Source organism: Cohnella abietis (assembly GCF_004295585.1).
Taxonomy (GTDB): domain Bacteria; phylum Bacillota; class Bacilli; order Paenibacillales; family Paenibacillaceae; genus Cohnella; species Cohnella abietis.
In genome coordinates, this window is the sequence record NZ_AP019400.1 from 1730218 (window position 1) to 1755510 (window position 25293).

Below are 25293 nucleotides of genomic sequence, written 5' to 3' on the forward strand. Positions count from 1 at the left end.
ATTCACCATACTACTCTGAGGCGTAAGAGCATCTTCCTTACGTAAAAGAGTGGAATGGGGAGATTAAAGAGATGTACAAATCGAAGCTAATCGTGACATTAGGAGGATTATTGCTGCTAATGACATGTGGATTCACAGTAGAACAGCCTGTCAAAAAAAACCGAGCTTATTATGAGGCGCGGGATGAAATCGTTTGGGAAGTGCCTATGAAGGAAAAGCTGGTCGCTCTAACCTTCGATGATGGTCCCAATTCGAGAACGACTCCCCAAATATTAGATTTATTATTACAAAATGAAACGAAATCAACCTTCTTTATAGTAGGCAAACGAGCGGAGCGCTTTCCCGATATCGTTAAACGCGAAGCATTAGAAGGTCATGAGGTCGCAAATCATACATATAGTCACATGTATTTGAACAGCAACGTAAGTGAGGCTAAGATAACTGATGAGCTCGTTCGAACGCAGAATAAAATATTTGAATTAACGGGCCAGAAGAGCCCTTGGTTTAGGCCGCCTGGTGGTGTTTATAATGAATCAGTCGTTCGGATTGCCCGCGAGAAGGGCTATAAAATGGTTCTATGGTCTTGGCACCAGGATACGAAAGATTGGAGAAGTCCGGGAACTCAAAAAATAATTAATAAGGTGCTTCATAATATCCGTAACGGAGATATCATTTTATTCCATGATCACGTTGATGGGTCGATTCAAACGGTAGAGGCACTTAAGGTTATTCTGCCGGAATTAAAGAAGCGAGGTTATAAGATGGTAACAGTGTCTGAGCTGATTCAGCACAGGCAGTCTAAGTCTATTCAAGTAAAGCCCCGTCATTAATAAAAAATGAATAATGTATCAAGAAGTTTGTACCCGTTATCGTGGTCAGGCTTCTTGATTGTGTTTTCTAAACATTAAATTTTTGTATTGGTTTTACCCATGCCTGTATTTAATTTATAATAGAAAAAGGAGGTTGGTTAGAAAGAGTTAATCATTCATACAGACAAGAAGCTTAGTTTAAAATGGAGGAACCTACTTAATGCCCAGATCCCACAAAAAGACTACATTTACTGACTACTTAAAAAGGTTTATTTTCATCACAATTGGCGCAGTATTAATGGCTGTTGCTCTAGAGGTTTTCTTAGTTCCTAATGAGATCATCGACGGAGGAATTACAGGAATTTCGATCGTATTGTCCAAAGTCACTTCCGTTTCTCTCGGGGTATTCATATTCGTCATCAACATTCCCTTCTTATACATAGGTTATAAGCAGATCGGTAAAACATTTGCAATATCTACGTTGTACGGGGTTGCAATCATGTCCCTCACGACAGTGCTGCTGCATCATGTTGAACCGTTTACGAATGAGAAAATATTAGCTGTATTGTTCGGCGGTTTGATACTAGGTTTAGGTGTTGGATTGGTTATCCGGTTTGGAGGAGCGCTTGACGGTTCCGAGATTGTAGCGATTCTTCTTTCGAAGAAACTCCGTATTCCAGTTGGGCAGCTTATTATGTTTATTAACCTGTTTATTTTTGCTGTAGCAGGTTTTGTATTCGGCGCTGATTCGGCGATGTATTCCATCTTTGCTTTTTATATCGCTGCTAAAGTAATGGATGTTGTAGTGGAAGGCTTGGATGAATCGAAATCTGCTACGATTATTTCCGGAGAATATGAGGAAATTTCACAGGCTATTATGAGCCGTCTAGGGAGAAATACAACTTTTATTTATGCTAAAGGCGGATACAACAAAGAGGATACTCAGATGATTTATTGCGTGGTCACTAGACTAGAAGTCGCAAAGCTGAAGTCCGTTGTACAGGAAATTGACCCTAAGGCCTTTATTTCTATCTCGAATGTGGCAGATGTTCTAGGCGGTAATATAGAAAAGAAAAGTATTCACTAAAATATGATTAGCCTCGTAGTGGAACTAACAGGAGAATAAATTTATGATTATAGAAGTTATCGCGACATGCTTGCAGGATGCTATAATAGCCGAGGAAAATGGTGCAAACCGGTTAGAGCTTATTACCTCCATTACAGAAGGAGGGCTTACGCCAGGCATTGGTATGGTTGAACAGGTTGTTCGGACGGTTAATATTCCTGTTCATGTCATGGTTAGGCCACACAGTAGGTCCTTTGTTTATGATTCTTATGATATTGTAACGATGGCTTCAGAGATTAAAGCTATTTCCTCAGTGGGAGCTGCGGGTGTTGTCATTGGGGCGCTAACGGCGGACAACTTAATTGATGAGCGTTTTTTAGAAACAATGCTTGGATTAACTGCGGGGATGAATGTGACCTTTCATCGTGCTTTTGACGAGCTGCAGGATCAAATCGCTGGAATCAAGACGCTTATGAAATATCCAGCCATTAACCGGGTTCTCACCTCAGGTGGTGTTAAGCCGGCCTTCGAGGCAATACCGGAAATCAGGCGGCTGGTGGAGGAAGTGAGAGGAAGTCATATGACGATTCTCGCAGGACATGGTCTGCAGGTGGAAGGTATTCATTCGTTTATTGAACAAACTAGTGTTACAGAGGTACACTTTGGCTCTGCAGTCAGAATAAATCGTAGCGGTCTTGAACCAATTGATTCGGTGCAGATGCGTTTATTAGCAGATAGCCTTCAGGCTAGGGCCTGATATTTTCTAGTAGTAGATGATAAGTTTAATGGCTTTCCTAGGGATTTTTGGTCCTAGGGAGGCTTTTTTTTGTACTAATGACGCCTATAATCTCGTAAAGATGTATGAGGGGGAAAGGGGCGAGGAAAATGGAATGGTGGGCCATCTGGCTAATCATCGGCGGCATATTGCTCATTGCGGAGATGCTAACATTTACATTTTATTTGCTCTGGCTCAGTATAGGGGCTGTAATTGCGGCATTGATCGCTCTTCTCGTTCCTGATTGGTTCGCATTGCAGGCATTATCAGGCGGCGCAGCGGCGTTAGTGCTTACTGTGTTTACTAAGCCATTAACACGGAGATTTCGAGAATCACGAGGTTATCGAGATGCAATTCAAGAGATGGTAGGGAAGCAAGGAGTCGTAGTGGAATCAATATCTCCAGGTTCTCCGGGAATTGTAAAAGTGGGCAATGAATTGTGGAGTGCCACCTCAATGGATACTCTAAGCAAAGATGACTCTATTAGGGTCATTAGTCGGGGCACTACAGTGCTGGAAGTTCAAGAATGGGGAGGCTCAAGGGAATGATCTATGTCGTTTTTTTGATACTTATCGTTATTATTCTTATCGTTATTTTGTCGATCAAGATTGTACCGCAGCAGCGGGTAGGCGTAGTGGAGAGATTGGGTAAGTTTAATCGCCTTCTCACACCTGGAGTTAACATTCTGGTTCCGTTCATTGACAATGTGCGTGTATACCACGATTTGCGAATTCAACAAGCGAATGTTCCCCCACAGACAGTTATAACGAAGGATAATGTTCAAGTACAGATCGATACGATTATTTTTTATCAAATCGTTGCCCCTGATCAGGCTACATATGGCATATCTGACTACGTCTATGGGGTTCGAAATATTACAACGGCAACGCTTCGTCAAATTATAGGTAATATGGAGCTCGATGAAACACTGTCTGGGCGGGAGAGAATCTCATCAAATATTAGGCTTGCTCTTGATGAAGCCACTGAAAAGTGGGGCGTACGGATTGAACGGGTAGAGGTTCTTGATATTAAGCCCCCAACGGATATCCAAGAGGCCATGGATAAGCAAATGAAAGCAGAACGTAGTAAACGCGCTGTCGTGTTGGAGGCGGAAGCTGCCAAACAGGACGTGATTTTACGCTCAGAGGGAGATAAGCAAAGTAAAATTCTCAAAGCTGAAGGGGAGAAGGAAGCCCGTATTCGTCAGGCAGAAGGTCTACGCCAAGCTCAAGAGCTAGAGGCACTAGGACAGGCGAAAGCCATTTTAGCCATAGCTGAGGCAGAGAAGGCTAGAATTGAATTGCTACGCTCGGCTGGACTGGACGAGAATGTTCTCGCATATCGCTCGTTTGAAGCTCTCAGTGAGATAGCGAAGGGTCCTGCAAATAAGGTGTTTCTGCCCGTAAGCGTAGTGGATACACTAGGAAGCATCGGAGCGATTGGAGAAGTATTTAAAGCCAAGAAAACCGACTAGTATGTAAAAGTTGAAACCCCGCCTGTCAATAAGAAAGCGGGGTTTCTTTAATCTAACCTACGCGTCTAGCTGTAATATACCGGCTTGAATATTTGCTTAGGTCACTGATAATAACACCGTTTACGGAGCCACCAATTGTATTCTGAATAAATTGACCATTGCCGATGTAGATTCCAACATGATTAATTTTTCCCGGCGTTGAGACGCTGAAGAACACAAGATCGCCCTTTTGCAGGTTTTTCTTGGCGACGTATACGCCTTGCTTACTTTGGGCCACTGAGCCCCACTTCAAACTAATTCCTTGAGATGCAAATACGTATTTTGTGAAGGATGAGCAATCAAACCATAATTTCTTAGTGTTATTGACTCCGAATTTATATTTTACTTTTCCCATGAGCTTTTTGGAAAAGGCGATAACAGCATCTTTCTTCTGCGCGGATGTCGCGCTAGCGGTAGCGACACTATTTTGTGTGACAGCGGATGTAGTCGCTGCATAGGAAGTTTGCTGTCCAGCAATACCACTTCCTGTTGCAATTATAATGAAGCATGTAGCGCCGACAATTATTTTTTTGATATGGGATTTATTAGTCATATCAAACCTCCTGTGGGTGTAATAGGTGACGAATGGAAGTATAGCATGCTGCTTGTCCCGCTATTGGATTTTAAGCGTTTCTTAATGTTGGGAATAAGTGGTCTAGCTTGTCCTGGTACAATTAAAAATGATGAAATCAGACGATTTCGAGAGGGAATGAGCGATAATCGGATTATTCTTGGCTCCCAATTGACGCTAAGTCATAATATCTTCTATAATTAATAATTATCGGATAATTCTGCATACTTAATGGATTCATCTTTTTTATTAAGGAGATGGTGCGGATGTACGAGCTAAAGGATCGGGACAAAATTATTGTCTTCACGGGGCCGGATGGATCAGGTCGAAAGTCAGTTGCTGAGGCAGTAGGACATACTTTTGGAATGGACAAAGTTATTTCCTTCGTCACGAGAAATCCACGGCCAGGGGAAGTGAATGGACAGGATTATCATTTTATTACTCATGAGGCGTACAGGGAGATGGAGCGGCAGGGAGAGTTTCTAGAAAGCGTCGAAATATCCGGTCATCTGTACGGAATTCGTAGTGTCGATATTGAGAATAACCTGTACCAGAAGGGCTCTGTTTATCTAATCTTGAATTATGAGGGCGCAAGTATACTAAAGAAGATTTATGGTGATAAAGTTATCCGATTATTCCTCTATGCCGATCGACGAACGGTAGAGGAGCGAGAGCGTAACGCGGGGTTAACGGAGGATGTAATCACTGCACATCTCAATTACTATGACCTGGAGATGGGGAATCGCACCACCTGCGAGCATGCATTTGAAAATTACGACTTGGGGCAAACAACCTACGAGATAACAAATACGTTGGAAGCCTATCTCCAGCGTGATTTGGTGGATAAGGACTAAATAGGAAACCGGGAATTCTGACGCTTTGCGTTGGAGCTCCCGGTTTTTTAATTATTCGAGTGGCGCAGTCAGAGAATATTGCACATCTTCCGATAGTCTCTTGGGGAAACGCCCTGCCATTTTTTGAAAGCATGACTGAAATGGTGCAGGCTCTCGTATCCAATATGTTTACCAATGAGCTCGACTTTCATATCCGATTCTCTTAAGCACCGTTTGGCTTCCTGATGGCGTAAGTGCTGTAAGTATTGGTTGGGGGTCATGCCATAGCTTTCCTTAAACAGCCGAATAAAATGATCCTCGCTTACACTGAGCCGACGTGCCATATCCGCATTAGCCCATGATAAATTCAGCTTGCTGCTTAACTCATCTCTTAGATTGGCTAATGCCTCGTGATAAATCGAGGGTAGGGATCGTCCCGCTACGGGCTGCTGTCTAATGAGAGCAGAAATGATAAGCAGCATTGTTCCTCTGCAAGCTAATTCAAATCCGGGCTTACAGGCATTAAATTCCTCATAGATGTATTCCATCCATTTCACAATTTCACCTGTAATAGATGGATAAAGGCGGGCAAAGAGGTTCTCACCGCTGCTACCCAAAGGCAAGCTACAGAATAGATCCGCATAAACTCGTTCCTCATCGACAACCATGTTAATATCCGAGGTCATTTCCAATTCGTCGTAAAAATCAAAATGGATACCTAAGAGCCTAGCTCCAGAATCAGGTACGATTTCAATACGATGCTCCGTAGCGGAATGCAGAAATAGAAGATCACCTGGATAATAAATGATTGCTTCTTGCTCTTCGTCGAAGATAACCTTCATCTCGCCAGAGATTACATACATAATCTCAAAGTCGTACAGACGCCGTGTTATACCATACATCTTAGTCACATGCTGATATTGTGCCCAATGAATGCTGGGGGAGATTTCACGGTTATTGAGGATGCGAGTTGGAAGATTATTGAATTCCATTTGGTAGTCCTTTCCTCTTGTGATAGAAAGTCGATATATGACAACTTTCTATCGAATACGAACAAATACTTCTTTATTATCTTATGATAGCATTTCATTAAGATTATCGACAATGAGTAAGTTTATATCATATAGAAAAAGGGGAAATGATCATGAAAATCGGTGTTATTGGCTATGGACTAAGGATTAGCAGCATCTTCGGGAATATATCGAAATCAGATCCCGACTGTCGAATAGTTGCAATTGCGGACCCCAATATAGAAGGAATTAAATCTAAGCTACCTGCTGGAGAGTCTGATGAAATTGTTTTTTTCGAGGATGCAGATGAGATGCTTCGAAGCATGAAGCTTGATGGTGTTATTATAGGGACTCGCTGTAATTTGCATACCGAGATGGCACTTAAAGTTCTTAAGTTAAATCTGCCTTTATATTTGGAGAAGCCAGTGGCGACGACCTATGAGGATCTATATCGATTGAAAACGGGCTTCGAAAACTCCAAATCAGAGGTTGTTGTCTCTTTTCCGCTAAGGAATACACCGCTTGTTAAGCTGGCTAAGGAAATTATCGATTCAGGCAAAATAGGAACAGTTGAGCATGTGCAGGCTATTAATAATGTGCCTTACGGTGGCGTATACTACCATTCTTGGTATAGAGACGACAGTATAACTGGCGGGTTATTTTTGCAGAAGGCGACACATGATTTCGATTATATTAATTATTTAGTTGGACATAAGCCGATTGCAGTATGTGCAATGAAATCGAAACAAATATTTAAGGGCAACAAGCCTGCAGGATTAAAGTGCATTAATTGTGATGAAAAGCATTCTTGTGAGGAAAGCACCATTAAGAAAGCTAATTTGGACCGCGGCGATTATTGCAGCTTTGCAGTAGATACTGGAAACGAGGATTCCGGAAGTGCACTCCTCCGTTACGAGTCAGGCATGCATGTGAATTATTCGCAAAATTTCTTTGCACGACGCGGGGCTGAGAAGCGTGGAGCAAGGCTGCTGGGATACAAAGGAACATTGGAGTTTGATTGGTACACCGGTGAGCTTAAAATATTTATGCATCACGAGCCGAGAGTTGAGACGCATCAGCTTGATATTAATGCCTTTGACGGACACGGCGGTGGGGATCATATGCTCGTTAATAATTATTTGCAAATTGTGCGTGGAGCAGAGAAATCTGTAACAACGCTTAACGATGGTCTCCTAAGCGCGTTGTTATGCTTGAAGGCTAACGAATCGGCAAACACGAATACTTTTCAAAATATAGAATGGAATTAACTGGGCATATTGACGAAATTGGAAACTCATGGTATCTTATCTCTACATCAAAAAAAGTTTAGCGGAAGCACCGCAAATTCTGACGTTCTGACGTCGGGGTTTGCGGTTTTTTTATATTTTTTGAGCTGGAGAGGGGGATGGCCATGAGAGTTGTGCTTGCTGCAATGCAACGTGAATATACCGCCAAGCTGGCCGATTATTTGCGGGAGGAAGAACCGAATTGGGATATTGCTGCTTTCACGCATGAGAGTGCATTACGAAGGGAGCTTCAGGGTAGCGGTGTTATTGATCTACTCATAGGACAGATCGATATGCTGCTTGAGGTGGCCTCATTAAGTGACAGGGTTGGGAAAATCGTAGCGTTGGTTGAAGAGAGGGATAAAAATCGCGGTGGCAAGTGGCAGGAAGTGGTTCAATATCAGCCATTGCCAGCGATTTTATCAGGCATCAGGGGAGGATTGTCTGGGGGGAACGTCTTGCCAGATTCCAGCTGTCAGGTTGTCACTTTATTTTCGGCCTCTGGAGGTGTAGGTAAGACTACAGTTGCCTTAAATTTAATTCGCCAAGCAGGGGAACGTGGAGTGCGTACCTTTTACTTGAACTTGGAAGCATTAAATGCAACCTCACTTCTATTTGGTAAAGGTGAGCCAGATAGCTTGTCACGATTACTCTATTCGTTGCAGGCATATCCAGAGAAGTGGGGGGAGATGCTTAAGGAGCTTTGCCGCCATCAGCCACAATTACGTACCGATTATCTCGACGCTACTGACCATCCCGGAGAACGACTAGCTTTGACCTCTGAGTTAATGATGACATTCATAGAAGGACTTAAGGCTACAGGAAAATATGATCTGATTGTCATTGATCCAGACTCTGGAGCGGGAGATTGGCATTGCAGCTTAGTTCAAATGAGCGATCGTGTCATTTGGCTGACGGCGGATGATGCTCAGTTAATGCTAAAGACAGAGAAGCTGCTTAACCATTGGCACAATAAGCTTGGAGAGAATATGAGCAAAATAATTTTTGCCCTTAATAAAGGAAACGGCAGCATGGTTAACCGTTGGAACCTACCTGGGGGTAAGCCTTCAGCGACCTTGCCGTACATTCCCCAATGGAAGACGGTTGATCAACCCGGAAGATTATTAGGCTCTCCGGCCTACTGCGGAGCGGTGGAACAGCTGCTTGCACTACTAAGAATTGAGAGCAGCACTGTTAATACCAAACGGAGAAGGGAGGAAGGACATGGAATTCAGCGGTCTCACATTAGGGGAGCTTGCTGAGTTAAGGGAGGCCGTAAGATCGCGGCTGTCATGGGACAGCTCTGTAACAGATGATGAGCTGCGCCAATTAATTGAGAGTGAGCTTTTCCGCAGGGAGCGGACACGCCGGATGACGGCAGGGGAACGGAATTCAGCTGTCACGAGGCTATTTCATTCCTTTCGTGGTCTAGATGCTTTGCAGCCTTTACTCGAGGATACCGAAATTACGGAAATAATGATTAATTCATACGATGAAATTTATATTGAAAGAAGAGGGGAGCTACAGCCGGTTAATCTCGGCTTCGAGAGCTCAGAGAGATTGGAGGATCTCATCCAGAGCATGGTGGGAAGGGTGAATCGAATTGTGAATGAATCCTCTCCTATCGTGGATGCTCGGCTACCGGATGGCTCAAGAGTGAATGTTGTTCTACCTCCAATTGCCTTGAAGGGACCGACTGTCACTATTCGTCGTTTTCCCAAGAACCCTCTAGGCATGAAGGATTTATTAGAGATGGAAGCCATATCCCAAGAAGCTGCCGATTTTCTTCAACAGCTAGTTGCAGCCAAATATAATTTGTTCATTAGCGGAGGGACAGGCTCTGGCAAGACTACTTTCCTTAATGCGCTATCTCAATGGATTCCCTCACATGAGAGGGTAATTACCATTGAAGATGCTGCCGAGCTGCAAATCCGAGGAGTGTCTAATCTCGTCTCGCTTGAGACGCGTAACGCGAATAGCGAGGGTAAGGGGCAGATCGGTATACGCGATTTAATTCGTACATCATTAAGGATGCGCCCTAATCGAATCATTGTCGGAGAGGTTAGAGGTGCTGAGGCATTAGATATGCTTCAAGCGATGAACTCTGGACATGAAGGTAGAGTATCGTGTATAAAAAGCATGTGATTTCATCTGAAAGAAACCTTAACAGTTGCCGGAAAATAGGCATTCTTTACACCCTTTACATTCTCCTCTTCAGTAATAAGGACTATTCTATCAAACATCACTCCAATGACTTGTTGCTTTTCTATGTCATTCATATCATCCCATAAATCAATTAGTTGGAATAATTGATCTGGAGTTTGGACACTTACTCCTGTAACGAGTTCCAATTTATTATTAATTCCTTGCTCTGCAATATGTTCTTCATCCATCCGCAACCGCAGATCGTTTTCATCAATTAAATCTTCCGCAAATGCATATTGCCACTTCTTGATTCGTGATTTTACTTTTTCAAGTTCTCGCTTTAATTTTGCTACCTCCTTCTTTTTTTCAGATTCACGTTCATCAATTTCGGTTTGATATTCTTTAACTTGATCCATCTCCACACGGATATTTTTAATATGTTCCTTAATTAAGTGTTCGACATGCTTCTGCCGGAACATTGGTTGATTACAACTCTTATTCTCCTTACGTTTAGCGCACCAATAAAATGTGCCCAACAATTCTTTACCATCCACACGACTCCGTTTGGTTGTTGATCTACCATACATTGAAGCACCACATCTACCACACCGCAGCACGCCATTAAACCAATAAATAGCTTTACGAGAGTTTCCTCCATTAGACCGCCTACGCATACGAAGAATATGTTCCTTAAACTCTTCTACAGTCCAGATGGCTTCATGAGATCCAATTACCTCAATAACATCAACCCGTTCCTCGCGCTTTCGCTGTGGATATTTACCGTTGGCCATCTTAGATCCAAATCTTATGATTCCGGCATAGAAGGGGTTCTCTAGAGTTAACGCTACATTTGTGGCGGTCCACTCCCCGTTCCTACGGACAATACCTTCATTAAACATTTGTGCTGCTATGGCTTGATAGCTCATTCCGGACATGTATAAGCTACGTACCATCTTAATATAGTTAGCTTCCTCCCCAATCAATAGACCAGTTGAGGTATACCCGAAAGGGTACTTCCCGCCAGGTCGCTTCCCTTCTTTTACTTTTTGCTCCATACCAAGGCGGACACGTTCAGCAATTAGCTCTCTTTCAAATTGAGCAAATACCCCGAGGATACCTATCATTGCACGACCCATAGCAGTGGTTGTGTCGAATTTCTCTTGCCGGGAGATAAACCCTACTCCATTAGATTGAAGGTCTTCTAATAACTCGTAGAGATCTTTAACTGATCGAGTAAAACGATCAAGTTTATATACCACAACTGCATCGATTTCTTTATTTTGAGCTAGAGTTAAAACCTCTTGTAAGCGCGGCCGCTTGGTGTTTTTTGCGGAGTATCCATCATCAATACATATTTTCACAATTTCATAACCATTAACTCGACAATAATCTATTAACTGATTTTTTTGAGCTCGGATAGAGTATCCTTCATTAGCTTGTTCTTCTGTACTAACCCGAATATATAAAACTACTCTCATATAAACAACTCCTTATGCATAGACACGCCATTGTGGTATGTATTTTCTTAAATATAGATATTCTTGTCCCATTCGACTAATAATGTGATCGACACGCCGTTCAGCCAACTCATATGGCACCTTAAATGTTTCTGCAATTATTCGAGCATATTCTTCCCAGAGAGGTACAGGCTCAGGCAGAAGATAGTAGGGCATTGCAGATATCAGCTGAAAGTGACCTGCTTGAATCTCTTGTAATTCTCTAAATAAATGTGGGAGCTCATCCTGATTACCTGCGTGCTTGGCTGGGTGACAGAGCTCATGGAAAAATGTTGCGCGGATATCTTGCTCGCGAGAACCCTTTGTAAGCATGATGACAGCACCTTCATCGTCCCACTGAGTGAATGGTCGTCCATCATAGAATTGAATATCAACCCCCCAAATAGTAGAGATCAGGTCTAAATCCATTTCCCCCGGATAATTAATTCCAAAAGCCTGATAAAGGTCACAAATAAAATTTTCCGTGTCAGGTGGTTTGTACCAATGCAGCATATAATTCCTCCTTAACTCCATAACAGAACATATGTTCTGTTTTATTTGAAAAAGAAAAGCCCGCATGGGCCTGTGATAATCAAAAATTTCAGCATCCTATTGTTTGTTCCTTGTATTCATGTTTGCTTCCATCTCTTTCTTACGCCTCCGCCAGTCCTCTACGGCAGCGTCAGCGAGCTTACGTTCATCATCTGTCCAGTCCGCACCCCCTCCGTAGTATGCGCGTCCGCTAGATTTAGATAGTGCTTGGTGGTTTTCTTCCGTTCGACCAACCATGTAGTCGAGTGAGACATCAAAAAAATCGGCTAACTTCGTGAGTGTTTCAGTATCTACATCTCGCTTGCCTGATTCGTAATAACCATATGCTTGACGGGTGATTCCCAAAAAATCAGCCATGTCCTGATGTGTTTTCTTTTTTTCTTTTCGTAATTGCTTAATTCTTTCACCTAACATGATAACCACCCCATACAGACATTATATAGCAACTTTTTGTTGCCTAAAAGTAAAGAAACAAAAAGTTGCTATTTAGTGGTTGACAGAAACATTATGTTGCGTATAATGATGAATATAAGGAAACAAAACGTTACCATGTGAGGTGAGAAAATGGAGCGTGAATGGTTGGAGCGCTTAAGGAAAGAGAAAAAAATGACTCATGAGCAAGTTGCCAATCGAGCAAAAATAACACGTCAATATTATGGCATGATCGCAAGCGGCGAACGTGATCCGCGCGTGGAAGTTGCAAAAAAGATTGGAAATACATTGGATTTCAACTGGACCCTTTTTTTTGACAAGGAAGGCAACAAAACGATTCCTTACAATTAAATGACAGAATAAGGAGGTTGCCCTATGAACAACCCAGGTTTAAGCCCAGAAGCATGGAATCAATATATTCGCTTGTTGGCGCAACTGAACATCAAGTATGGGGCTAAGGTTTCAGAAAGAATTCGTTTGCAGGTTGCCTAAAAAAGATAACCTGCAAACACGGCAGGTCGCAACATGGGGTGTGGGTAGCACCGGGTACAACATTAGATTAACATCATGACCACCCTTTAGTCTGTTGGAATTTCTATCAATGAGGGGTGGTGAGAAAAATGAATTATGGCGTGATTGTCAAGGCGTTGCGCGTCAGGAAGAAATGGAGCCAAGAGGAGTTCGCGGAAAAAATCCACGTATCGCGTAGCGCAATTAGCATGATCGAGAACGACAAGCAAACACTGGACGTGCCTACTCTTATGCAAATGGTACAAGTAACCAACGAGCCAGCTGTTGCAGTCGCAATCATCATGGGAATGGATGGTATCAATATTTTGCAAAACTTATTAAGTGCCGTTGGAGTGGGGTGATTGTGTTCATACCTATCGGAGATTTTATTCCAGCCCCGAAACCAGAATTTAAGCGTGGGAAACTTTCGCGACGTCAGCGCAGTGAATTGTCAGCAAAGGAAGTAAAACGACTACGCGAACGATCAGACGGCGTCTGTGAGAAGTGCGACAGCCAGAGAACGTCCGGCAAAGCACACCTTGAAAGGCGTTGGAGATCCGAGGAAAAACCAACTGCTGAAGATGTAGTAGATCTATGCACCGACTGCCACAAGTGGGCGGACGGAACTCCCGAGGGTCGCAGATGGTTTGAGGAAAAGAAACAACAATTACGAATGGAGGCAATCATTTGAATAATTCTATCGAAATCCAGAATTCAGTTGTACGTGTACTTGAGACGAACACCGAAGAACTGGCAGAAGCAATGAAGCGCTACGCCGGAAAGAGTCAAGTTGTGTTCAGTGCATTGTGGGATAAAAGTTGGGAGCTTCGCGGTCAATTGGAAAAGGAGCGTTACAAACTCCAGTGCATGAAGGCTTCGATAAGGAAGTCAAACCGCAATGATCGCCGCAATGATTTGGTTGCAGGAATGCGCAGTCCAGAACGTCGAGCTATTGGAGATTGAGGGGGTTAACGGTTTGAGGAGAAAATGGGTTTCGCAAGCGGATCTAAATCACAAGAAATATGGTTCCAAGTGGAACTTGACAAAAGCGAAGAAGTTTTTTAAGGCGATTTTCGGTACAGATAAGTTTGTTGAGCCACACCCGTTCAATGATCACTGTTTTTTCTTCAAAAATGATTTTGTTTGTTTTGAAGCTTTTGTTTTGTACGGCAGCTCGCGAATTCAACTACAAACCATCAATCCACATAACACCATCGGTTACTTTGATTTCGTTACTTATCAATTGGACAGAAACTACACATCGGAGGAGTCAGATCGTCGCTGGCAAGAGGTGAAGAAGGAAATTACCTACGACTATAAGGATCATTTGCACTCGCTTTCTATTCATAACACCAAACAATTTGAGAAAGAGATACAGAAAATCAAGGACCTTGATTTTTAGAGGGGGTGAAGAGGATGTCGAGGGAAGAAATTCAGATACGGATATCAGAACTGCAAGTAATGAGATGGAGGCTTAGTACGTTTCCGGGATATTCAGACCCTTTGGTCACTCCGGCCGCTATCGATCTTATTAATTCTGAGATATCTGAGCTGCTCCTATTACTAGATAGTCAAGTATTCAGGAAGACGGCATAAAAAAACTCTTTGGATTAAGGCTCCAAAGAGGTCAGGCGTATTACAAAATATTGTACCTCAATTATACCACATCTAAATATCGCTGGGAACAGGCTCCCATATGGAGGGGGTGATTATTCAAATATGGACCACAGCAGAGAGATATTCCTTTTTTACGATTGGCTCGAAACAAACTCCGTGACTGATTCTGGGATCAACCTATGGCATGCACTCATGCACATTAACAGTAAAACGGGATGGTCAGTAGAGTTTGCAGTAGCTATATCAACCCTAGCAACGAAAACGGGTATGAAGAAGGATGCAATCATTAGGGCTCGTCATCGCCTGCAGCAAGCTGGACGAATCGATTTCGTAAGCCGAACAGGTCAATTATCAGCGCTTTACCGTATCAACCCTTTTGAGTCGTTTAATCAGACACAAAGTGCAACACAAACGGATAGTGTCGTTCTAAACGACTCAAAGCCAGTCACAAACCGCGCACAAAGCCAGTCACAAACCGCGCACAATCCGCTTCCATTAATAAGTTCTAGTTCTTTAGGGATTGATAGAGAGAAAGAAAAAGATAGGCTGCTCCATCTCGTCAATACTCATGAACTAAAAAAAGTTGGAGCTGCAGGGCTGGATACGATATTCGCATATCTCGGAGTTGTTGAAACGGGAGTAATAGAGCTCGCCATTAAGACAGCAGAGAAAAAGCACCTTAATTATTTTGTTGAGACAATCAAGAATTGGATATCCGAAGGTAAGACCACTGTCGCACACGTCTTGGACATACCTGAGAAGGGTGAAAGACCACCAAGCGCAGGCAACAGCAAGTCATACAGCGGTCGCAACGCAGGCAGTGGCAAACCTAAGTTGCCAGTTGCTAAGGATAATGGACAAGCCACTGTCGTAACACCAGAGCAAATGGAGCAAATGCTACAGCTAGCCAGAGAGCTTAAAGGGACAGGACAGGGGGCAAGGTCAGATGGAATACCTACTCATTGACCCCAGACCCGATCTTCCTGACTCAAGACACTGGCAATTACTACTACGCTATATTCCATTGCTGGAGGACAAGTCTAGAGCCTACGATATTCACACGTTACTTTGGTCATTCCGCTGCTACGGCACAGTTTTGAAATACAATTCAAGCGGTCTTTTCTTTTTTCCAACACTTGATGAGAAATGCACTTTCGACAACCAAGAAGAGTTCAATGTGATGAAAGACAAGTGTTTTCGCCCATACAGAGATGAAATAGCACAGCTCCTGCGAAAGGTGGCGGGGAATGAATGAAAAACAAATATCGGTGCAATGACATGCAGGAAGTATGGAATAGTTTCGAATGGCTATATCGAGAAAAGTTACAGTCGCTTGATAATATGACTCGTCAAATGATCGGTGAAATGCAGAAGACAGGACTTAATCTTACACAAATCAGACGCTTCGTTCCCAAAGCATTTGCTGATCTATATAACCAAGTGGCTCAAGAGAACCGCGATAAAAACAAGGAGGGAAAACGGGATGGCAATAGCCAAGTTGAGGAATGAGATGGCTGAAAGTAAAGATCCGTATGTACATGTGATAGGGGACTTCTTAATTAGCCATGTAACCAAAAATCCGAATGATGCGGAGAAGATCCAAGCAGCTGATAAGACGATCATCAAAAGTTTGGGTGCGATGGCCGCCGAAGCCAGTAAGAAAAAGGTCGGGAATCATGCGGTATTAACGGATGCTGAGGGGTATGAGATCGTGCTGAAATATTTCGGTATCGAAGGATCGGCAGCGCCCAACACCACCTTGAACCTCGACGATATTTTGGGCTTATGATCATGGCGAAGATAATAGGCGCTGGACACTACCATGACTTCGTCGAACATTTCTCGCAGGAGATTAGCAAAGAGATAGCTGATTTCGCTATCAACACCGCGTTACTATGGAGCCGGTACTTATTCACACAAAGAGTGCAGGGCATCCAATTCGTTTACTGTACTCATTGCAAAGAAAGTTATATGACAGATCAAACATTAAAACACAACCAGGAGTGGGAATGCAAGAAGTGTAAGTCGATGTGCACCGTAAAAGCTAGTGGTATTGGTCGTAAAACATTGCACGATGAAGTGTATTTCGTTTACTACGAGAAATCTCGAATTAACCCAAAGGCTATGGTTGCTAGAGGTATCCATGCAATAAGAGATTACACGGGTGATTATTACAAGGTTGAAACCTCATACAAGGATGTTGCACACTATCTTTTTGAACCAGGCAAAGCAACAAAACGCGTTCGTTACTATTGGGCAAATGGCTGGGAAACACGCAAGGCAGTCACCACTGAGACTTTGAATATGATGAGATACAAACGTTGTTATTACTCTCCAGAGAGTATCGCAACAGCTGCACATGGAACGCAATTTCAATATAGCACATGGGAAAAGTACGATGCTGGCGATAGGGTTGAATTCTTTGCACTCGCAGCTAAGTATCCGTGTATTGAGTATCTAACAAAGCTAGGGCTAAGGAAAATTGTAGAGGATAAGTTGGTAGGTAATGACTTATATCGAACAATAAACTGGCGAGGCAAAACTTTACAAAAGGTCCTGAGACTCGATAAGAAAGAGATCAATGAAATCAGAACATCTAATCTTTCGATCGATGCATCTACCTTACGTTTTTACCACAAGTCTAAGCATCGGAGTAAAACACTTACTATAACTGAGGCTTATAAATTAAAGGATATTGATTACTGTGACTCAGAGCTCGAAGCGATGCTTAGTCGATTTTCGTTCGAACATGTTAAAAAGTATCTCCTCAAACAAATGGGTAATGGAAACCACTATCGATCAGGTTCACTCGTTCTAACCGCTTGGCGTGATTATATCAAAGACTGCAGGCACCTCGGGATAGAGCTAGACAAAGATCATATCTTCTTGCCGAATGATTTACACGCTGCTCATCAAAATACAATCCAGAAAGTGAAAATCAAAGCTGATCGATCACTGAATATGAAAATTGCTACTCGACTTAAGGATTTGGACAAGTACCGATTCGAGTTTGCTGGTTTCATCTTGAGGCCTGCGAAGAGCAGCAATGAACTCTTTGACGAAGGCAAGGTATTGCAACACTGTGTCGGTGGTTATGCGAAAAATTATGCCGAAGGAAAAACGGATATATTCGTTATACGGAAAGCAGACCGCCCAGAAACCCCATTTTATACAATGGAAATCCGAGAGGGCAAGATTATTCAGACATACGGGATGAAGAATAGCCCTCCAACTGATGAGCTCGCAGCGTTTATCGAAACATTTACTGCTTCAAAATTATCCAAGAAGAAGCGTAAGAACAAAGGTAAAACTAAAATAGCACAGCCGGATAACCGGCAGGAGGTTGCTGTATGACACAATTAGCAATGAGGACCGTTGATTTAATCGCGGTGGAGATCAACAGTATAAGAGATCAAGTTCAGAAGATGGCGCTTGTGGGAAGTATCGAAATCGGTCAACGACTTACCGAAGCTAAGGCATTGGTTGCTCATGGTGAATGGGGAGAATGGCTCGAACATTCTGTATCCTACTCGCAAAGAACGGCTAATAATTTGATGAAAATTGCAGAGGAATACGGCTCCAATCAGAATGTTCTTTTCGGTGAAAATCCAAATTCGCAAGCGCTTGCGAATCTTACTTACACGCAGGCTGTCGCCCTTTTAGGGGTGCCTGCAGACGAGCGCGAAGACTTCGTAAAAGAGCACGATGTAGAGAACTTAACCACTCGCGAATTGGAGCAGGCCGTTAAAGATAAAAAGGAACTGGAACGCTTATTGAAGGAGAGTAAAGACAAAGAGAAAATCGCCTTAGATGCTCATCAAAAGTTGTCCCAAAGACAGAAAGAACTCGAATCGAAAAGCAAAGAACTTAGCGAAACTGTCGATCGACTGAATTCTGAACTAGAGACTGCACAAGCTTCTGGTGATGAAGAAGAAATCGAGAAGGCTCAGGCGGAATTGAAGAAATTGAAAGAAGCTGAGAAGGCTGCGATGCTGAAAATAAAAGAACTCGAAACGGAACTCAAGAAAAAGCCGATCGATGTACCGGCAGTTACGGAGAAGATTATCGAAGTCACTCCGGATTCCGTTACAAAGGAGCTGGCTGACCTCAAAGAGCAACTTACGATGAGCGAAAGCAAACTAGCCAGAAGTAATAACAAGGCAATGGTTAAGTACGCGCTTCTCTTCGAATCGTTAGACAAGGGATTTAATGATCTAATTGGCGTGCTGGGGGAAATAAAATCGAGTGCCCCGGAAGCCTATGAAAAGTATAAGACCGCTACCTTAACGCTAGTCAACAAATATATCGAGAATGTTTAACACTTCGGGTCAATTCAAGCATAATCACAATCCATATAAATCATTAAATCATTTAAGGAGAGATGGATAGATGTTACAGGGATATAACAAAGAATCTGTGTACGACGAAGTTATCTCACCACTCATGCAACAAATCATAGAAGTTTGTAAACAAGAGCAAATTCCAATGGTAACGAGTTTTTACCTCGTATCTGCGGATGTTCATCCAAACGGCAAGGAGTTGTTTTGCACCACAACACTTCCGGTAAAGGGAAATACCCCCGATTGGATTAGGGATGTTATAGCGATGTATGAAGGACGAAGAGACCCCATCATAACGGCAACTATTACGATTACCAAGGAGGACTCCCATGAATGATCTCGTGATAAAAATGCCGAATAACATCCAGTTACTTCGAAGCGAAGACCACATATGGGCAACGAGGATAGGGGATAAAGGATTACCGATTACTACCGACCCCGAAATAGTCGCGGATGACCTAGAACAATATCTGAATGATCCTGAACCTCCAATGTGGAGAGAAAATCCAATCATGCGGGCGTTGATTGCCGAGATCCGATTGAACGTTGGAATGCAGAGGATCATTAATGAAAAACGGATGTCTGCCCCATTCAATCAGGGAGAGGCTGTCGGAACAGAAGTTTTGAGCAGCCAGCTCGTTGAAGAAGTGAAGTTACACGCAGAAACAGCCGCCCAGCTCATCACCATGAGGGGAGAAGCTACAAGGCTACGAGACGACATCACTGAAGCAATTAATATTTGGGAATGGATGACACCTGAAGATGATGGGATAGATACGATAGAACGGGTCATTCGGAAACTCAAGCAAGCCCTCTCCTCCCATACAGAGGATACAGGGATAAGGGAGCTAGAAGGCGCGGATAAAGTACGGAAGTTATACATGGAATGGGTTGATGAAAGAAAGAACCCTCGTGACGCGAATTTCCCAGGCTACGAAGGAATTGTTGAAAACCGGATAGCACAGATTGAAGAGGTTGCGGAGTTGCTCGGCATCACTATACCAGGCATTAACACTGAGGAGGGGCAGTAACAATGCATGAGATTAAGTTCAGGGGTAGACGGCTGGACAACGGCGAGTGGGTAGTAGCAGAAATGTACCAACGTTGTAAAAACCTATTCGCTAAAGGATATCTTTGCTTTGTAGGCAGTCATGCCGTTGACCCCAAAACAGTTGGACAATACTCCGGTGTTTATGACGGAGAAGACGAAGAGAATGAACTGTGCCACGGCGACATCATATCGGTTGAAATTGATGGTCAATCGATCGCATGCAAAGTTGTGTGCGAAACGCCTGGATTCATGGTCGTCTCAGATTCGTTTGAAGATGGTTATACATGGATTTCTGATCTAATGGAATGCGATAGCAATTACACATGGATACCAAATTCAAAGCGTATAGGCAACATCTTCGAACACCCACACTTACTCACTGGGGGGAATAAAGGACATGATTAAACTGGCATTGACCAGAGATGATGCCCGGAAGCATTTTGCCGATAGCGGTCTAACCTATGCCTCCATAGATAAAGCCAAAATCGAAGCTCTAAAAATAATCATCCAAAAGCATTTAGACGTCCGAAACAAGTATCAAGCAGATACAGAAATGAAGATTAACAAAAGGAATAAGAAAACGGTTTTCTCCGAGGATGGGAGTTTACTAGGATGCCAACTCACAATGAGGTGTCATTACTTTAATAGCCGCGAAGCAATCACATTCGGAACATCTGGATTCATAGGGTTCTGTGGCTGGGCTGATGATGTGAATGCGGCTCCACTCATATCGGCGTTTATAGAATGGGTTGATAAACTAGCTGGTCTAGAGGGATAGAGGGATAGAGTCTATCTGGCGTAGTAGACACATTAAACAAAGGAAGGTGAACGGCAGTTGAGCACTGTAATTAGGAACAAGGTTCATACGGCCAAAAAGTTCTATGAGTGTGATAGCTGCAGACGACAGATTTCACCTGGGATTAAGTATCGCAGAATTTTTGGATCGGCTTACGCGTCAGATCCGCTAAGAGAATTGAAGTTGTGTGGCGGATGTACGGATATCAAAGAAACAACTGGAGACGGACACAGCGACATAATGTTTGCAGGGTGATGCACATACCAAAGAAGCGATGTTATCAATGGAACAGGAATCTATTGATAGAAGGGAAGAGGATCCGTTGACCCAACCTAATGAGCAGTTAGACCGCGAAAAGAAGCTAGCAGAGATAAAATCATACGATGATTCTTGGTGGCTGCGGTATTTGGAAGAAAAAACAGTCTTTGATGCAGAAAACATAAAATCTCAAAAGGTTTGGTTAATTGAAGAATTAGAGTCGCTACTGGAAGAGAACAAACAGCTCCAACAAAAACTATTAGACTATGAAGGATGCAAAGGTGTTGAAGACTATTATCGCGTTCTTTCCGAACTGCGGGAAACTCAGGCAGAACTATCCGCAAAGGATAACAAACTCGAAGAAATAGAAAAGATTGTAGGCTCCATCGAACTAAACGATCAACCAAAAGACATAATCTATCAGATATCAAAGATACTCCCTATCATTAGGGGATAAGGAAAACCCCCGAACCTATGCTGGGGAGCTAGTCGGGGGTTTAGAACACATGCTCTTATTATATAACATAAGGGGTGTGTGGTACATGGGTGCATTAAAAATTGACCAATCAATCGAACAAGGTATCATCGATCAATTAAACGGGTACAAGAGGCTTTGTGGTAGAATCAAGGTTCTCGAGAAGCAGTCAGTTGGAATGGGTTATCAAATAAACGCTTTTGATGGGGACAAGCTGCAGCAGCTACACGCAAAACTAGATGGCATGCCGTCCTATATGTATCTCAATAAAAAAGAGCAACACCTAGAGACCATCGCTCATGCCTATCTGGAACATTACCCAGCCGGTACTAAATCACAACTCAACGAAATCAGAGATCAACGTGGCGTTGATGTAGATGACCGAAAAGACTTAAAAGATTTGGCTAGACGAGTCGAGAAAGTGAGGGAAGCCCGTCTAGGGACGTTAGAGGGAATTGACGCCATAATCGAAAAGGAAGCCCAACTACGCGACTTAATGGATCAGAGAGATGCAATATCAACGATCCTAGAAACGATGGGCGAAGAAAATCCTCAATACTCCAAACTCCTCGCTTCTCGTTACATTGACGGCAAGGACGTCTGGACTGTCGCTTCTTCCCTCGGAATTTCAAGGCGAACATTCGACCGTTGGAGAGCGAAATCACTAGAAGAATACGCTATTCTAGCGGGAATGTCGTAAAGTTGGCGCAAACGTGACGTTAAGAAGGCGCCACAAGCCAAAATTTCCGTGATATTATGCTAATGTGATGTAAATAGGCAGACACGCAAGGGGTTGTCCAAACGGGCAGCCTCTTTTCTTATGGAGGTGACATGATGCACAAGGTAAGAGTACCCCCGCCCATTCTTCAACCTGCTAAATGCGCTTCATGTCCATGGGGTACTTGGGCGGGATCGGTGCAGCTATGTTTGTTAGTTACCTGCGTCAAGGCGGTGCATAAATGAACGTTGTGCAGCCTATACGAGATCCAGAGGTGGTCGAAGCAATCCAGGACCATTTAAGGATAACAAGCGAACGAGATTATATATTTTTCAGTCTCGGGGTTTTCAGCGGACTTAGGGTTAGTGACTTACTGGACCTTCAAGTATGGGAAGTGCGCGGCACTCATGTTCATATCACTGAAGGTAAGACCGGGAAGCAGAAAAAGTTCATCATTCACACGGATATCCGGGACGATCTTGACGCTTTTATTTCTGGGAAGAAGGATGACGATTATTTATTCTCAAGCCGGCAGAAAAAGACATCGACAGGCTTAAAAAAACGCCCGATTGACCGCAGTCAGGCATACAAAATGCTTAACAAAGTGGCTCGAAAGTTCAACCTGAAAGAAATAGGTTGCCACACCATGCGTAAGACGTGGGGATACAGGCTCTGGATGGACGATGAACGAAATCTAACGTTACTAATGGAAATGTTCAACCACGACTCCGAACGGGTCACATTGCGCTATCTAGGGGTCACTCAGGACGCAATGGACAAGGCAATCTTGCGTATGAGTTACACAAAAAAAGGTAAAAGTCGCACTCGTTAAGCGTGACCGTTAATGAGCCCTAGAAAAGACTGAAAAAAGTGCCATTCAGCGAGTGCAACAGAATTATAGTTGTGGTTCACTCTAGTTACAATATTTAGGAGAAAAAGAGGTTTCAGAACTTGAGTGTACGAACCTCAAAAGCAAGAATGTAAAATAAATGGTAAAAAAATGAGAATTCCAACTTAAATCAACGTGGGGGTGAGGTGAATGCAATGTCGAGGGAACACAGCCCAGAATACAAACGAGCCTTAAAAATGTTCCTAAAAGACCGCTCGTTGAAGCCTAAACAAATAGCTGATGCAGTGGGTGTAACCTCAGCTCTAGTCCGTAAGTGGAAGAGCTTATATAAATGGGAGGGCATGGCAGAGCCGCGAAGGGGACCGCCTAGAGGAAGCAAGAACGCCATTGGAAATAAAGGTGGTAAAGGTGGCCCTCTTGGTAATGACCACGCAGTTAAGCACGGTGCATTCCGCAAGTTCATGCCAAACGATCCCGAGTACCTTGAAATCCTTGATATGGTGAAGGATATGAGCGCTCTCGATATGATCTACACGGGCATAGAAAACTCTTTTGTCGCGTTTGTTCGTCTTGAAAAGCTCATGTTTGTCTCTAGCAAAGACGAGATAATCAAAGAGGTAAAGAAACAGAAATACGAGATTCATAGTACTGGTAAAGGAGATAACAAGAAACTTCACCGAAAGCTCGTCGAGCAAGAATGGAATTTCCATTTTTCCTATGAACGCTATGAAAAGTATGCCAAAACACAAGCTTCCATTTACGCCAGCCTACGAGCTGGCATTAAACAGTTCTTGAACATTGCGCCAGAAGACGATGAGCGCCGCGCCCGCATCGCCCTTATCGAAGCCCAAACCGAACGTACTCAGCAGCAAATCACCATAGCTAAAGCGGAAGCCGATGAGAAAGCTAGTGAAAATAACCGACAGCCGGTAGTCATAAGGAATGATATCCTTGAGTGAAATCAGCCTGCAGCAAGTCGTTGGTAAGGGATATAAGAGCTTTTGGAATTTCAAAGGTCGGTATCGTGTAATTAAGGGCGGGCGTGGCTCCAAGAAGAGTGTCACAACGGCATTATCCATTATCACAAACATGATGGAATTTCCGCTATCCAATACGCTTGTCATTCGTAAGACATTTAACACCCATAAGGATTCTACCTGGGCGCAGCTAAAATGGGCATCGCGCCGTTTAGGGGTAGCCCACTTATGGCATTTTAAAAAGAGCCCGTTAGAAGCAATCTATAGACCCACTGGTCAGAAGATTCTCTTCCGTGGCTTAGACGATCCAATGTCCATAACCTCCATAACGGTGGATATGGGCTATTTGTGCTTCTGTTGGTTTGAGGAAGCGTACCAGGTACTCAAAGAAGATGATTTCGATAAAGTAGATATGTCCATCCGGGGGGAAGTGCCGGAAGGCTACTATAAACAGATAACCGTCTCGTTTAACCCATGGAATGAAAAACACTGGTTGAAGAAGCGGTTTTTTGATGAAGAGGATCCCGATACTTTAGCCATAACAACCACCTACAAAAACAACGAATTCCTTGATGATGCAGATAAAAAGCGGTTTAAATGGATGAAGAAGAACAGACCTAAGCGCTATAAGGTTGAGGGCAATGGGGATTGGGGCATATCTGAAGGTGCCATTTACGAAAACTGGCGGGAAGAGGAATTCAACCCAGACAAGATCGCCAAGCTTCCAGGCTATAAAGCGGTATTCGGCTTAGACTTTGGTTACAGACATGACCCGAGCGGCTTTGTGGCAGCTCTAGTTAATCCCGAGCTTAAAAAGCTGTATATCTATGACGAACACTACGAACAGGCCATGACCAATAGCGACATTGCCGAGATGCTTAAGCGCAAAGGTCATGCCAAGGAGCGTATTATTGCGGATTCCTCGGAACCTAAGTCAATCGATGAGATATACGGGCATGGGATTAACCGCATTCAAGGGGCTGAGAAAGGCCCAGATAGCATCAACGTAGGTATCCAGTACCTAGAGCAATATGAGATCATCGTTCATTCATACCGTTGCCCGAACACAGCAATGGAGCTGGCATCCTATTTATGGGCGCAGGATAAGACGGGCAAATTCCTTCAAAAACCAATCGATGAGTTTAACCACATTATGGATGCCTTGCGCTATGCGATGGAACAAATCCGTTACGGTGACAATTATACGTGGTAG

The 25293-nt window shown here is 43.3% G+C and carries 36 protein-coding genes; 31 read left to right on the forward strand and 5 right to left on the reverse strand.

Annotated elements, in window-relative coordinates:
- The first annotated feature begins 71 nt into the window (after positions 1-71).
- The 5 genes from KCTCHS21_RS06915 to KCTCHS21_RS06935 all read left to right on the forward strand — a co-directional run bounded on the left by KCTCHS21_RS06915 (position 72) and on the right by KCTCHS21_RS06935 (position 4124).
- The gene (locus tag KCTCHS21_RS06915) at positions 72-830 is read left to right on the forward strand and encodes a polysaccharide deacetylase family protein (RefSeq protein ID WP_130606204.1); all 759 of its coding nucleotides are present in this window, start codon (positions 72-74) and stop codon (positions 828-830) included.
- Positions 831-1029: 199 nt separating this feature from the next.
- Positions 1030-1896: a YitT family protein gene (locus tag KCTCHS21_RS06920; protein ID WP_130606206.1), complete on the forward strand. Its 867-nt coding sequence runs from the start codon at positions 1030-1032 to the stop codon at positions 1894-1896.
- Positions 1897-1939: 43 nt separating this feature from the next.
- The gene (locus tag KCTCHS21_RS06925; protein ID WP_130606208.1) at positions 1940-2632 is read left to right on the forward strand and encodes a copper homeostasis protein CutC; all 693 of its coding nucleotides are present in this window, start codon (positions 1940-1942) and stop codon (positions 2630-2632) included.
- Between the two features lie 128 nt (positions 2633-2760).
- Positions 2761-3198: an NfeD family protein gene (locus KCTCHS21_RS06930; protein WP_130606210.1), complete on the forward strand. Its 438-nt coding sequence runs from the start codon at positions 2761-2763 to the stop codon at positions 3196-3198.
- A complete protein-coding gene (locus KCTCHS21_RS06935) occupies positions 3195-4124 on the forward strand; it encodes an SPFH domain-containing protein (RefSeq protein WP_130606212.1) in 930 nt (309 codons plus the stop codon). The genes KCTCHS21_RS06930 and KCTCHS21_RS06935 overlap by 4 nt, the downstream gene beginning before the upstream one ends.
- A 52-nt stretch (positions 4125-4176) precedes the next feature.
- On the opposite strand, the gene KCTCHS21_RS06940 is transcribed toward KCTCHS21_RS06935, so the two are convergent.
- Positions 4177-4716 (reverse strand): C40 family peptidase, encoded by a 540-nt coding sequence (locus KCTCHS21_RS06940; RefSeq protein WP_232058111.1) that lies wholly within the window; start codon positions 4714-4716, stop codon positions 4177-4179.
- Positions 4717-4728: 12 nt separating this feature from the next.
- Here KCTCHS21_RS06940 and KCTCHS21_RS31085 point away from each other — a divergent pair, with 12 nt between their 5' ends.
- Both KCTCHS21_RS31085 and KCTCHS21_RS06950 read left to right on the forward strand, forming a co-directional pair.
- Positions 4729-4938, forward strand: coding sequence for a hypothetical protein (locus tag KCTCHS21_RS31085; protein WP_130606214.1), 210 nt, complete (start codon positions 4729-4731; stop codon positions 4936-4938).
- A gap of 62 nt (positions 4939-5000) precedes the next feature.
- On the forward strand, positions 5001-5588 hold the full coding sequence (locus KCTCHS21_RS06950) for a guanylate kinase (RefSeq protein WP_130606216.1): 588 nt from the start codon (positions 5001-5003) through the stop codon (positions 5586-5588).
- Between the two features lie 68 nt (positions 5589-5656).
- Here KCTCHS21_RS06950 and KCTCHS21_RS06955 read toward each other — a convergent pair whose 3' ends face one another.
- On the reverse strand, positions 5657-6559 hold the full coding sequence (locus KCTCHS21_RS06955; RefSeq protein WP_130606217.1) for an AraC family transcriptional regulator: 903 nt from the start codon (positions 6557-6559) through the stop codon (positions 5657-5659).
- 152 nt (positions 6560-6711) lie between these two features.
- On the opposite strand from KCTCHS21_RS06955, the gene KCTCHS21_RS06960 reads away from it, so the two are divergent.
- The 3 genes from KCTCHS21_RS06960 to KCTCHS21_RS06970 all read left to right on the forward strand — a co-directional run bounded on the left by KCTCHS21_RS06960 (position 6712) and on the right by KCTCHS21_RS06970 (position 10008).
- A complete protein-coding gene (locus tag KCTCHS21_RS06960; RefSeq protein WP_130606219.1) occupies positions 6712-7845 on the forward strand; it encodes a Gfo/Idh/MocA family protein in 1134 nt (377 codons plus the stop codon).
- Positions 7846-7988: 143 nt separating this feature from the next.
- Complete coding sequence (locus tag KCTCHS21_RS06965) at positions 7989-9125, forward strand: nucleotide-binding protein (protein WP_130606221.1); 1137 nt, start codon at positions 7989-7991, stop codon at positions 9123-9125.
- A complete protein-coding gene (locus KCTCHS21_RS06970) occupies positions 9088-10008 on the forward strand; it encodes a TadA family conjugal transfer-associated ATPase (protein ID WP_130606223.1) in 921 nt (306 codons plus the stop codon). Before KCTCHS21_RS06965 ends, KCTCHS21_RS06970 begins: the two co-directional genes overlap by 38 nt.
- A gap of 2 nt (positions 10009-10010) precedes the next feature.
- Here the strand turns inward: KCTCHS21_RS06970 and KCTCHS21_RS06975 are convergent, their stop codons facing one another.
- The 3 genes from KCTCHS21_RS06975 to KCTCHS21_RS06985 all read right to left on the reverse strand — a co-directional run bounded on the left by KCTCHS21_RS06975 (position 10011) and on the right by KCTCHS21_RS06985 (position 12470).
- Positions 10011-11486 carry a recombinase family protein gene (locus KCTCHS21_RS06975; RefSeq protein WP_130606225.1) on the reverse strand — a complete coding sequence of 492 codons (1476 nt, stop codon included), beginning with the start codon at positions 11484-11486 and terminating at the stop codon, positions 10011-10013.
- Positions 11487-11498: 12 nt separating this feature from the next.
- Entirely contained in the window at positions 11499-12017 is a 519-nt protein-coding gene (locus KCTCHS21_RS06980; RefSeq protein ID WP_157993973.1) for an ImmA/IrrE family metallo-endopeptidase, read from the reverse strand.
- A gap of 96 nt (positions 12018-12113) precedes the next feature.
- Positions 12114-12470 carry a helix-turn-helix domain-containing protein gene (locus KCTCHS21_RS06985; RefSeq protein ID WP_130606229.1) on the reverse strand — a complete coding sequence of 119 codons (357 nt, stop codon included), beginning with the start codon at positions 12468-12470 and terminating at the stop codon, positions 12114-12116.
- A gap of 150 nt (positions 12471-12620) precedes the next feature.
- Between KCTCHS21_RS06985 and KCTCHS21_RS06990 the strand changes: the two genes are divergently transcribed.
- From KCTCHS21_RS06990 to KCTCHS21_RS07090, 21 genes are all read left to right on the forward strand, one after another.
- A complete protein-coding gene (locus tag KCTCHS21_RS06990; protein ID WP_130606231.1) occupies positions 12621-12839 on the forward strand; it encodes a helix-turn-helix transcriptional regulator in 219 nt (72 codons plus the stop codon).
- 269 nt (positions 12840-13108) lie between these two features.
- Positions 13109-13360: a helix-turn-helix domain-containing protein gene (locus KCTCHS21_RS06995; protein WP_130606232.1), complete on the forward strand. Its 252-nt coding sequence runs from the start codon at positions 13109-13111 to the stop codon at positions 13358-13360.
- Positions 13361-13362: 2 nt separating this feature from the next.
- Positions 13363-13689, forward strand: coding sequence for a hypothetical protein (locus tag KCTCHS21_RS07000; protein ID WP_130606234.1), 327 nt, complete (start codon positions 13363-13365; stop codon positions 13687-13689).
- Positions 13686-13961 (forward strand): hypothetical protein, encoded by a 276-nt coding sequence (locus KCTCHS21_RS07005; RefSeq protein ID WP_130606236.1) that lies wholly within the window; start codon positions 13686-13688, stop codon positions 13959-13961. The genes KCTCHS21_RS07000 and KCTCHS21_RS07005 overlap by 4 nt, the downstream gene beginning before the upstream one ends.
- A 13-nt stretch (positions 13962-13974) precedes the next feature.
- Positions 13975-14400 carry a hypothetical protein gene (locus KCTCHS21_RS07010; protein ID WP_130606238.1) on the forward strand — a complete coding sequence of 142 codons (426 nt, stop codon included), beginning with the start codon at positions 13975-13977 and terminating at the stop codon, positions 14398-14400.
- Positions 14401-14414: 14 nt separating this feature from the next.
- A complete protein-coding gene (locus KCTCHS21_RS07015) occupies positions 14415-14594 on the forward strand; it encodes a hypothetical protein (RefSeq protein ID WP_130606240.1) in 180 nt (59 codons plus the stop codon).
- A 123-nt stretch (positions 14595-14717) separates the two neighbouring features.
- Complete coding sequence (locus tag KCTCHS21_RS07020) at positions 14718-15581, forward strand: helix-turn-helix domain-containing protein (RefSeq protein WP_130606242.1); 864 nt, start codon at positions 14718-14720, stop codon at positions 15579-15581.
- Entirely contained in the window at positions 15562-15870 is a 309-nt protein-coding gene (locus tag KCTCHS21_RS07025) for a hypothetical protein (protein WP_130606244.1), read from the forward strand. Before KCTCHS21_RS07020 ends, KCTCHS21_RS07025 begins: the two co-directional genes overlap by 20 nt.
- Positions 15867-16124, forward strand: coding sequence for a hypothetical protein (locus KCTCHS21_RS07030; RefSeq protein WP_130606246.1), 258 nt, complete (start codon positions 15867-15869; stop codon positions 16122-16124). The genes KCTCHS21_RS07025 and KCTCHS21_RS07030 overlap by 4 nt, the downstream gene beginning before the upstream one ends.
- Positions 16099-16404, forward strand: coding sequence for a hypothetical protein (locus KCTCHS21_RS07035; protein ID WP_130606248.1), 306 nt, complete (start codon positions 16099-16101; stop codon positions 16402-16404). The genes KCTCHS21_RS07030 and KCTCHS21_RS07035 overlap by 26 nt, the downstream gene beginning before the upstream one ends.
- Before the next feature lie 239 nt (positions 16405-16643).
- Positions 16644-17969 carry a PcfJ domain-containing protein gene (locus KCTCHS21_RS07040; RefSeq protein WP_157993974.1) on the forward strand — a complete coding sequence of 442 codons (1326 nt, stop codon included), beginning with the start codon at positions 16644-16646 and terminating at the stop codon, positions 17967-17969.
- Positions 17966-18934, forward strand: a complete 969-nt coding sequence (locus KCTCHS21_RS07045; RefSeq protein ID WP_130606252.1) for a DUF3102 domain-containing protein — start codon at positions 17966-17968, stop codon at positions 18932-18934. Before KCTCHS21_RS07040 ends, KCTCHS21_RS07045 begins: the two co-directional genes overlap by 4 nt.
- A 70-nt stretch (positions 18935-19004) precedes the next feature.
- On the forward strand, positions 19005-19292 hold the full coding sequence (locus tag KCTCHS21_RS07050) for a hypothetical protein (RefSeq protein ID WP_130606254.1): 288 nt from the start codon (positions 19005-19007) through the stop codon (positions 19290-19292).
- A complete protein-coding gene (locus KCTCHS21_RS07055; RefSeq protein WP_130606256.1) occupies positions 19285-19986 on the forward strand; it encodes a hypothetical protein in 702 nt (233 codons plus the stop codon). Before KCTCHS21_RS07050 ends, KCTCHS21_RS07055 begins: the two co-directional genes overlap by 8 nt.
- 2 nt (positions 19987-19988) lie before the next feature.
- Positions 19989-20411, forward strand: coding sequence for a YopX family protein (locus tag KCTCHS21_RS07060; protein WP_130606258.1), 423 nt, complete (start codon positions 19989-19991; stop codon positions 20409-20411).
- Positions 20404-20784, forward strand: coding sequence for a hypothetical protein (locus tag KCTCHS21_RS07065; protein ID WP_130606260.1), 381 nt, complete (start codon positions 20404-20406; stop codon positions 20782-20784). The genes KCTCHS21_RS07060 and KCTCHS21_RS07065 overlap by 8 nt, the downstream gene beginning before the upstream one ends.
- Positions 20785-21085: 301 nt before the next feature.
- Positions 21086-21517: a hypothetical protein gene (locus KCTCHS21_RS07070; RefSeq protein ID WP_145988926.1), complete on the forward strand. Its 432-nt coding sequence runs from the start codon at positions 21086-21088 to the stop codon at positions 21515-21517.
- A gap of 85 nt (positions 21518-21602) precedes the next feature.
- Positions 21603-22235 (forward strand): RNA polymerase subunit sigma-24, encoded by a 633-nt coding sequence (locus KCTCHS21_RS07075; RefSeq protein ID WP_130606264.1) that lies wholly within the window; start codon positions 21603-21605, stop codon positions 22233-22235.
- A 259-nt stretch (positions 22236-22494) separates the two neighbouring features.
- Positions 22495-23085 carry a tyrosine-type recombinase/integrase gene (locus tag KCTCHS21_RS07080; RefSeq protein WP_130606266.1) on the forward strand — a complete coding sequence of 197 codons (591 nt, stop codon included), beginning with the start codon at positions 22495-22497 and terminating at the stop codon, positions 23083-23085.
- 212 nt (positions 23086-23297) lie between these two features.
- Entirely contained in the window at positions 23298-24062 is a 765-nt protein-coding gene (gene terS, locus KCTCHS21_RS07085; protein WP_232058218.1) for a phage terminase small subunit, read from the forward strand.
- The gene (locus tag KCTCHS21_RS07090; protein WP_232058112.1) at positions 24055-25293 is read left to right on the forward strand and encodes a PBSX family phage terminase large subunit; all 1239 of its coding nucleotides are present in this window, start codon (positions 24055-24057) and stop codon (positions 25291-25293) included. Before terS ends, KCTCHS21_RS07090 begins: the two co-directional genes overlap by 8 nt.